Origin of the sequence: Microtetraspora fusca (genome assembly GCF_001570365.1) — a bacterium.
In the GTDB taxonomy this organism is placed as follows: Bacteria; Actinomycetota; Actinomycetes; order Streptosporangiales; family Streptosporangiaceae; genus Microtetraspora; species Microtetraspora fusca.
Genome location: NZ_BBYK01000079.1, coordinates 54,483 through 62,594 on the forward strand (window position 1 = coordinate 54,483; position 8,112 = coordinate 62,594).

General features: G+C 72.4%; 7 protein-coding genes and 1 pseudogene. 1 reads left to right on the top strand and 7 read right to left on the bottom strand.

Annotated elements, in window-relative coordinates:
* Nucleotides 1-23: 23 nt before the first annotated feature.
* From AWQ68_RS36620 to AWQ68_RS36645, 6 genes are all read right to left on the bottom strand, one after another.
* Nucleotides 24-824, bottom strand: a complete 801-nt coding sequence (locus tag AWQ68_RS36620) for a polysaccharide deacetylase family protein (protein WP_066950175.1) — start codon at nucleotides 822-824, stop codon at nucleotides 24-26.
* Nucleotides 821-1,780 (bottom strand): glycosyltransferase family 2 protein, encoded by a 960-nt coding sequence (locus AWQ68_RS36625; protein WP_245656462.1) that lies wholly within the window; start codon nucleotides 1,778-1,780, stop codon nucleotides 821-823. The genes AWQ68_RS36620 and AWQ68_RS36625 overlap by 4 nt, the downstream gene beginning before the upstream one ends.
* The gene (locus tag AWQ68_RS36630; RefSeq protein WP_084464809.1) at nucleotides 1,777-2,598 is read right to left on the bottom strand and encodes a glycosyltransferase family 2 protein; all 822 of its coding nucleotides are present in this window, start codon (nucleotides 2,596-2,598) and stop codon (nucleotides 1,777-1,779) included. The genes AWQ68_RS36625 and AWQ68_RS36630 overlap by 4 nt, the downstream gene beginning before the upstream one ends.
* A gap of 48 nt (nucleotides 2,599-2,646) precedes the next feature.
* Nucleotides 2,647-3,012 (bottom strand): hypothetical protein, encoded by a 366-nt coding sequence (locus AWQ68_RS36635; protein ID WP_066950181.1) that lies wholly within the window; start codon nucleotides 3,010-3,012, stop codon nucleotides 2,647-2,649.
* A gap of 260 nt (nucleotides 3,013-3,272) precedes the next feature.
* On the bottom strand, nucleotides 3,273-4,853 hold the full coding sequence (locus AWQ68_RS36640; RefSeq protein ID WP_066950184.1) for an RNA polymerase sigma factor: 1,581 nt from the start codon (nucleotides 4,851-4,853) through the stop codon (nucleotides 3,273-3,275).
* A gap of 172 nt (nucleotides 4,854-5,025) precedes the next feature.
* Complete coding sequence (locus AWQ68_RS36645) at nucleotides 5,026-6,825, bottom strand: substrate-binding and VWA domain-containing protein (RefSeq protein WP_084464810.1); 1,800 nt, start codon at nucleotides 6,823-6,825, stop codon at nucleotides 5,026-5,028.
* 147 nt (nucleotides 6,826-6,972) lie between these two features.
* On the opposite strand from AWQ68_RS36645, the gene AWQ68_RS36650 reads away from it, so the two are divergent.
* Nucleotides 6,973-7,776, top strand: coding sequence for a TrmH family RNA methyltransferase (locus tag AWQ68_RS36650; RefSeq protein ID WP_066950187.1), 804 nt, complete (start codon nucleotides 6,973-6,975; stop codon nucleotides 7,774-7,776).
* On the opposite strand, the pseudogene AWQ68_RS36655 reads toward AWQ68_RS36650, so the two are convergent.
* Nucleotides 7,757-8,112: pseudogene (locus AWQ68_RS36655) on the bottom strand (D-alanyl-D-alanine carboxypeptidase); the annotation flags it as partial. The gene AWQ68_RS36650 and the pseudogene AWQ68_RS36655 sit on opposite strands and share 20 nt — an antisense overlap.

Consider the following 8,112-nt stretch of genomic DNA (forward strand, 5'->3'; position numbering starts at 1 on the left):
TGACACCTAGTGAGCCGTGATTGTTACTGGCGAGTGGCAATCTTGCGCAAGCCGTACCGGGTGCGCCGGATCACGGCGTATCCCTTGGTCAGGGTGCGCTCCTTGAGGTAGATGAGAGGGACGCCGCGGCCCTCCACGGCGAGCGCGAACCGCGCCATCGTGGTGCCCCTGCTCACGGTCAGCCGGGGGATGGCCAGCTCGTCGTGCCGGTCGGCCGCGACGGCGTTGCCCACCGCACAGGCCGCCCAGTACCCCGCCCGGCGCACCTCACGGCGCACCCGTGCGCTCGAATAGCCGTACGGGTAGGCCATGGTGGTCACCGGGCGGCCGAGGCGGTCTTCGATCAGCCCTTTGTTGCGGCGGAGTTCCTGACGCAGCTCGTGGTCGCCGATCTGGTCGAGCTGGGGGTGGCTGTGGCTGTGCCCGGCGATCTCCACGCCGTGCTCGGCCGCCTCGCGAGCCTGGCCCCACGAGAGCGTACGGTCCAGCGGCCGGCCCGCGGCGTCGGCGCCGGCGTCGGCCACCCAGCCGCTCGTCAGGAAGAGCGTGGCCGGGAAGCCCAGCCGGTCGAGCACGGGAAGCGCCTCCTCGTGAAAGTCGGCGTACCCGTCGTCGAACGTGATCACCACGGGGCGGTCGGGCAGCTCCGGCCCGGTACGGTGCAGCGACGCCACCAGGTCGGCCACGGTGAGCGGGGTGAAGCCGCTCTGCCGCAGGTAGCCGAGCTGGTCGGCGAAGTCGCCCGGCCGTACGGCCAGCGGCCGCGTCTCCGGGGTGGGCCGGTCCGTCACCGAGTGGTACATCAGGATCGGGACCCGCGTCATGAGCGGCTCCGGATGCGCATGCCGCCGACCAGGTAACCCCAGGTCGTCCAGGCCAGGCCGATCACGATGGCGCTCGCGCGGCCGAGGCCGGCGAGGTCGCCGCGCACGGTGTCGCCGAGGCCGCGCAGCACCCCCAGCGGCAGCGTCCTGAAGGTGTAGCCGCGTTCGCTGGAGAGCCCGTCGCCCGCGCCCACGCTGCTCGTGACGAGCGCCTTGGACAGGCCCTCCGCGTAGCAGCGGGCCCGGAAGTAGCCGAACCGCGCCCGCTCGGCGGACACCTTGTGCCCGATGGCCGCGCCCGGCTCGAACAGCAGCACCGCCCCCGGCCGCCGCTGCGACAGCCGGATGCAGAACTCGGTCTCCTCGCAGCCGAGCGGCCGGCTCCTGCGCCCCTGGACGCTGCGCCCGATGGCCGTGCTGAAGCCGCCGATCTCGCCGACGATCTCGCGGCGGAACGCGGCGTTGCCGCCCATCACGTTGCGGATCGGGGCCCGCTCGACCGGCATCCCGCGGTAGGTGCAGCCGACCGTCCAGTCGAACTCCTCGGGGAACCAGCGGGGACGCCGGCCCCCCGCCCACAGCGGCCGGGTCAGCCCTCCGACCCCGGCCACCGCCGGATCGGCGAACCCCGTCTCGAACGCCTCCAGCCAGCCCGGATCGGCCACCGCGTCGTCGTCGAGGAACGCCACGACGTCGCCTCGGGCGACCTCCGTCCCGGTGTTCCTGCCGCCGGACAGCCCCCGCTCGTGGGCGTTCTCCACCACGACCGCGTCCGGGTACTCCCGCTTGAGCCGCAGGTGCAGGTCGGGGTTGTGGTCCACCACCAGGATCAGCTCGTACGCGGGACGGCGCTGGTGGCGGACCGACTCGACCGCCGCCCGGATGTCGTCCCAGCGGTCCTCGGTGTAGGCGCAGATGACGACCGACGTCCGCACCGGTGCGGGAGGCGGTGTCACGCCGCCCCCTGGTCGGCCGCCGAGGCGTGCGCCGGAGCGGGCCGCCGTACGGCCGGCCGCCGCCGCTCCCGCAGGATCGTGCGCAGGACGCGCAGGCCGTCCCGGAGCGCGTTGAGGTTGCTCTCGCCGTGCAGGCGGCACCGCTCGTGGCTCGGCACCTCGTGGACCCGCAGCCCGCCCCGCGCCGCGCGGATGTTCATCAGCGTCTCGACCTCGAACCCCGCGCAGTCCAGGTCGAGCACCGGCAGGTGGCGGGCCCAGAACGCGTTGTAGCCGTAGCACAGGTCGGTGTAGCGGGTGCCGTAGACGCGGTTGACCAGCGTCCGCAGCAGCGTGTTGCCCAGCCTGCGGGTGAAGGTGAGGTCGTCGCTCCCGCCTCCCGGGATGTACCGCGAGCCCTTGGCGAAGTCGGCGCCGCTCACCAGCGTGCTGACGAAGTGGACGATCTCGCGCCCGTCGGTCGAGCCGTCCGCGTCGATCATGACGATGATCTCGCCCGTGCATGCCGCGAAGCCCTCGGCCAGCGCGTCCCCCTTGCCCCGCCCGCGCTGGTGGACGACGCGCAGCCCCGGCCGCAGCCGGCGCGCGACGGCGACGGTGTCGTCGACCGAGTGGCCGTCGACCAGCACGACCTCGTGGATCCAGGAGGGCAGCGTGGCGAAGACGTGCGGGAGGTTCTCGGCCTCGTTCATCGCGGGGACGACCACGCTCACCGTGGGTGCGATGGCCAGGTGGGGTCCCAGAGGGGTCAGGCGGCGGCCGGCGGGCAGCGGGCGCACGGCGGCGAACGGGGAGGATGCGCTGTGCTCGGGACTCATGTGACTGGATGTCCTTCCGGGCGGTCTGTCATGAGCGGGGACCCCTCTTCACTTCGTGCCGGCCTCGCCTTCGCCCGGCGCCCGACCTCGGTAGAGGAACCGGATGACCAGCAGGAAGAAACTCAGCACCCCGACGGTCGCCACCCCGGCCCGGGGGGACCAGGCGTCGAAGAGCAACATGGCCTCCGCGAGCACGACGTTGACGGCCAGGCTCGCGGCCGCGCCCACCGTCAGCGCCGAGAGAGGGTCGCGGTCGCGCAGCAGTCCGACGACCGCCGCTCCGGGGACCACGAAAAGGAACAGCGGGGTGAGGACCATCCGGACCGGCGTCCTGATGTCGGCGAGCGCGAGCACCGCGCCGACGGCGCACGCCACCCCGAGCACGACCACGGGGATACTCCGGTTCCTACCCATGTCTCCTGGTCTCCCGGCAGGTAGAGGCCACTATGACGCGGTTGGCGGGCCCATTTATGGGACCAATCGCAACATGCGTGCGTCAATGACGACGCCTTGCCTCAGCCCCCGGTTCACCGGTCCCCGCCGAAAAGAAGGATCTTATCCCAAATGTCGAAAGATGTTCATCGAATAGTGACGTTAACTGCGTGATCTTTTTGCATTTCCCCATATTCCTCTGCTTCCCCACATTCCTCGCATAACTCGCAAATTACCGACGATCACTCCGTTTCCTCGTCGGTCGCCGCGGTTTGCTCCGTGTCCGGGCTCGGCGGGGCGCCCTGCCAGGAGACCCGGCAGTACGGGTTCCCGCCGGCGGAGTGGAAGGTGACCAGCGCGCTCCCGGCCGACGCCGGGTCCGTCACCGTCAGCGTGATCCGGCCGGACGCCCCGGCCCGGAGCCTGCCCCGGCCGGGACGGAGCACGACCCCCTCGGGGGTGGTCGCGGTCCAGGCCATCGCGGCGTCGCGCGCGTACAGGGTGATCGCGCCCGCGCCCGCCCGGCCGAGCCCGCCCGGGCAGCTCACCGACAGCAGGGGAGCACGGCGGGGGGAAGCGAACGCGGGGCGGCTGTGTGAGGGCGACGTCACCGGCGGACGCGCCGCCGTCGGCGTACGCGAGGGACGGCTGTCCGGGGTGCGGCGCGCGGCGGGGGAGCGGCGCGGCCGGGCCGGGTCGCCGGGTGAGGCGTCCGGCTCCGGCGACCGGGTGGGGGAGGGGGTGGGCGGCGCGGCGCCGGGCAGGTCGCCCACGGGGCGCGGGGCCGGCACGGCGAGCGGCAGGTCCGTCACCCCGTCGGCGGCGACCTGCCACCTGGTGACCACCAGCGCGCCGATCAGCACCAGCGCGCACGCCAGGGCGGCCAGTGCGGCGCCCTGCCCGCTCGGGCGGCTGCGCCGGTTCCACCGACCGGGACCGCTCCGACGGATGGGCCCACTCCGATGACCGGGTTCGCTGCGGCGCCGCCTGCCGCGCCGATCGGCCCGCCGGACTCCTCGTCGGATCCCCGGCCGTTTCTCTGGCCCTTCCTCTGGTTGTTCCTCGGGTCGTTCCGGCACGCCGTCGGCGAGCACGGTCGGGCGGAGCGACAGCGGAGGGTAGGCGATCGGGATCGCGTCGAGGAGCCGCTCGGCGGACACGTGCCTGCGCGTGCCGTCGGCGCACCGCTCGCATCCGGCGATGTGCTTGATCAGGCGCCTGCGCAGCAGCGTCCCCGGGGAGCCGACCGGCGCGGACTCGACGAGCGCGGACAGGTCGGGGCAGTGCGCCCGCCCCCTCTCCGGCAGCACGACCGCCGCCGCCGCGTTCTCCATGCGGCCCCTGGCGCGGGCGAGCCGCGCCGCGGCCTGCCGCGAGGTCAGCCCCAGCACCGACCCCGTCTCGGCGGGCGTGAGGCCGTGCCGTACGGACAGATGGAGGATCTCGCGGTCGCCCGGCCCGAGCTCGGCGAGCGCGTCGCGCACCAGCGCCGCCGTCCCGGGGTCCGCGGGGTCGTCGAGCACGGCGACGGGGGCCGCCCTGCCCCGGTCGCGGGCCGCGCACTGGAGCCGGACGAGCGCGTACAGCCAGGCGCGCAGGCGGGCCGGGTCGGTCGGCCGCCGCACGCCCGCCCGCGCCGCCGCGAACGCGCGCCGCACCGCGTCCGCCGCCCGGTCCTGGTCGTCGAGCAGGGAATGGGCGTAGTCGGCCAGCCGGTCGGCGTACGCGTCGTAGAGCCCGGCGACCGCCTCCCCGTCACCTCGGCGCAGCGCCTCGAGCGATCTTCGGTCGTCGGCGCGGTTGATATACGGCCATGCGGGCAACGGACATTCCTCCCCCAGAGTGGAAACCAGAACTTGCCGGGCCCCACGAGGAGGACGCCGCCTCAGCGGCCGCCGTTTACTCCCTGAAAAGTCATGCTCAACTGGCATTCACCGCGAAATTCGCCGCAAAATCCCGTAAGTCGGGTTATTGGGGCAGGCTAGAAGCCCAGCCTCAGCGTTGCGCGGATCCGCAGCCGGGCGCGCACAGCCGCCGGGCGATCCCCTTCAGGAAGATGTCGCGGATCTCCAGCACGGTCTGCGGGAAGTACGCCGCGCCTCTCGTGGCCTTGGCGATCCCGCTCATCTGCGCCCGGTCCACGCCCTTCTCGGTGTTGAACGAGATGATCAGGATGCCGACCGGCCGCTTGGGGTCGTAGGCGCTCTTCAGCTTGGCCAGGATCTCCCTGTTGGAGATCCCGCCGTTGGGGTCGTCGTTCCCGACGCCGTCGGTGAAGAGGATGATCGTGTTGACCTTGTCCGCCTGGTACTCCTCGCTCATCTTCCGGTAGGCGGCCCACAGCGTGTCGTTCAGACCGGTGTTGCCGTTGGGAAGCGCCTGGACGTTCCGCATCTCCTGGGCGATCCGGTCGCGCCGCGTCACGCCGTCGATCCGCTGCGCCAGCGGACCCAGCGGGACGATCTCCTTCCAGTCCACCCCCTGCCCGCGCAGGTTGTCGGAGAAGACCCAGGTGCCCACCTCGCTCTTGTCGGGGAACAGCTTGAGCCCCTCGATGGCGACGTCGCCGATGGCGCGCATGCGGCTCACGCCCGTGCTGTCGGCGGGCTGGGCCATGGTGCCGGAGATGTCGATCAGCGCGAGGATCCGGGTGCCCAGCTTGACCTGGTGCCACGCCTGGGTCAGCTTGGCGACCGCCGCGCCGTCCGGGAGTGCCAGCTCGGCCGGCTTGTCGGCCTTGACGCCGTTCTCCGGGCTGAGCGCGCCGCCCGCCTTGCCCTGCGGCGTGCGGAAACCGTGGTCCTGCACGATCTGCCGGCCCGCCGCCGAGGTCAGCTCGGCCTGGAACGCCTCGGCAGCCTCGCGTACGGCCTCGTCCTTCGAGGTGATGACGATGGGGTAGTCGAGGCTGATCGTGCCCTCCTCGGGATAGAGGGCGACCGCCGGGTTGGACGGGTGCGACGTGGTGTTGAACGCCCACACCGACTGCTCGGAGGCGACGCCGACCGGGATGCGCGCGGCGGCCTTGGTCAGCGTGGCGAACAGGCTGTCCGTCGAGGACACGGTCGACTCGGAGAGCTGTCGCAGCACGCCCACGAGCAACTCGTCGCCGCCGCCCCCCGCCTTCAGCACCGCCGACCCGGCGAGCAGCGCGCCGAGACCCGCGGAGTTCAGCGCCGGGTCGAGCGCGAGCACCCGCACCTTCCGTGCCAGGCCGTCGGGGTTGGCGGCGTTCGCCGCGTTCAGCAGGCCGGTCCAGCTCGCCGGGCTGAACGCCGTCTGGAGCTTCTCCGCCCCCGTCTTGGACGCGGTGAGCACGACCGGTGACCGCGCCGCGCTGCCCGACGCCTTCAGGCCCGACCCGGCCAGGCCGGAGCGCGTCAGCCACAGGCTGGAGTCGGGCACCCACAGGTCCGGATCGATCTTCCCCGAGGTCGGGCCGCTACCGGACATCGCGTTGGCCACGGTGGCCGACTGGGCCGCCTTCACCGAGACGGCGACGCACCTGCCGCCCGCCGTACGCTCCGACTGGCCGAACTTCTGCGCCACCTTGGCGACGGCCGGCTCGATGTCGGGCGACGCCACCACCGAGAGCCCGATCGGGTCGCCGTCGCAGCCCCGGCCCTTGTTCACCACGACGTACGCGGCCACCCCGCACAGCACGGCGATCGCGACCGCTCCGGCCAGGGGCGCGAGCACCTTTCCCCGGCTCGGCGGCCTCGAGCCGCGGCGGCGGCGCGGCGCGTACGGATCGTGCCCGCCGTCGGTCTCCTCTGTACGGTGGCGTCCGCCCACGGTGTCCTCTTTTCACCGAAGATCCCGGTAGTGCTTACGGAACACTACTGGGAAGTAGTAAGGGGGCAAAACACTCATTTTGCTCGGTTGATCACCCTAGGTGATCAACTATGAGCGCGTCCCCGGCGCACGCCGTACCCTTGGCGGGTGGTCATTCCCATCGAAGACAGCACGGATCCCCGCATCGCCGACTACGTACGGCTGCGCGACGTGGACCTGCGCAAGAGCCTCGAAGGCGGTCAGGGCCTGTTCCTCGCCGAGGGGGAGAAGGTGATCCGCCGGGCCATCGCGGCCGGGCACGGGGTCCGCTCCATGCTGATGACCGCCAAGTGGCTGGACAAGTTCGGCGACCTCATCGATGACGCGGGAGGCGTCACCGTCTACCTGGTCTCCGACGAGGTCATGGAGGGGATCACCGGCTTCCAGGTGCACCGGGGCGCGCTCGCCTCGATGGAGCGGCGCGAGCTGCCCTCGGTCGCCGAGGTGCTGCGCGGCTCCCGGCACGTCGTCGTGCTGGAGGATCTGGTCGACCACACCAACGTCGGCGCGATTTTCCGCTGCGCCGCCGCGCTCGGGGTCGACGCCATCGTGCTCTCGCCGCGCTGCGCCGACCCGCTCTACCGGCGGTCGGTGAAGGTGTCGATGGGCTCCGTCTTCTCGGTGCCGTACGCGCGGCTGAAGGACTGGCACGACGGCCTGGCCGAGTTGCGGGCCCACGGCTTCCGGCTGCTCGCTCTCACGCCCGCCGAGAGCGCCGTCCCGATCGAGGAGGCGCTGACCGGCGGGCGCACCGCGCTGCTGCTCGGCTCCGAGGGCGACGGGTTGTCGTCGCGCTGGCTGGCCGAGGCCGACCAGGCGGTGCGGATCCCGATGAGCCGGGAGGTCGACTCGCTCAACGTCGCCGCCGCGGCCGCGATCGCCTGCTATCTGCTCACCGCAGCCGCCCGCTGAGCGGGGCCGCGGCGCCGCTCTCGGGCTCGCCGGCCGCCCAGTCGAGCAGCTTGCGCGCCGTGGCGAGGCGGCGGGCCTCGCTGGTCTCGCCGAGGATCACGCCCACGTACGTGTGCTCGTCGCGCACCGCCGCGAAGGTGAGGCAGAACCCGGCGGCCTCGGTGTATCCCGTCTTGAGGCCGATCGCGCCGTACGAGCCGTACGACAGGAGCGTGTTGGTGTTGCGCCAGACGTGCGCGCGGTGGATCTTCGAGGCCGTCACCTTGTGCGTGCGCGCCTTGGCGACCACGGCGATCACCGGGTCGTCCAGCGCGACCCGGGCGAGGGCCACCTGGT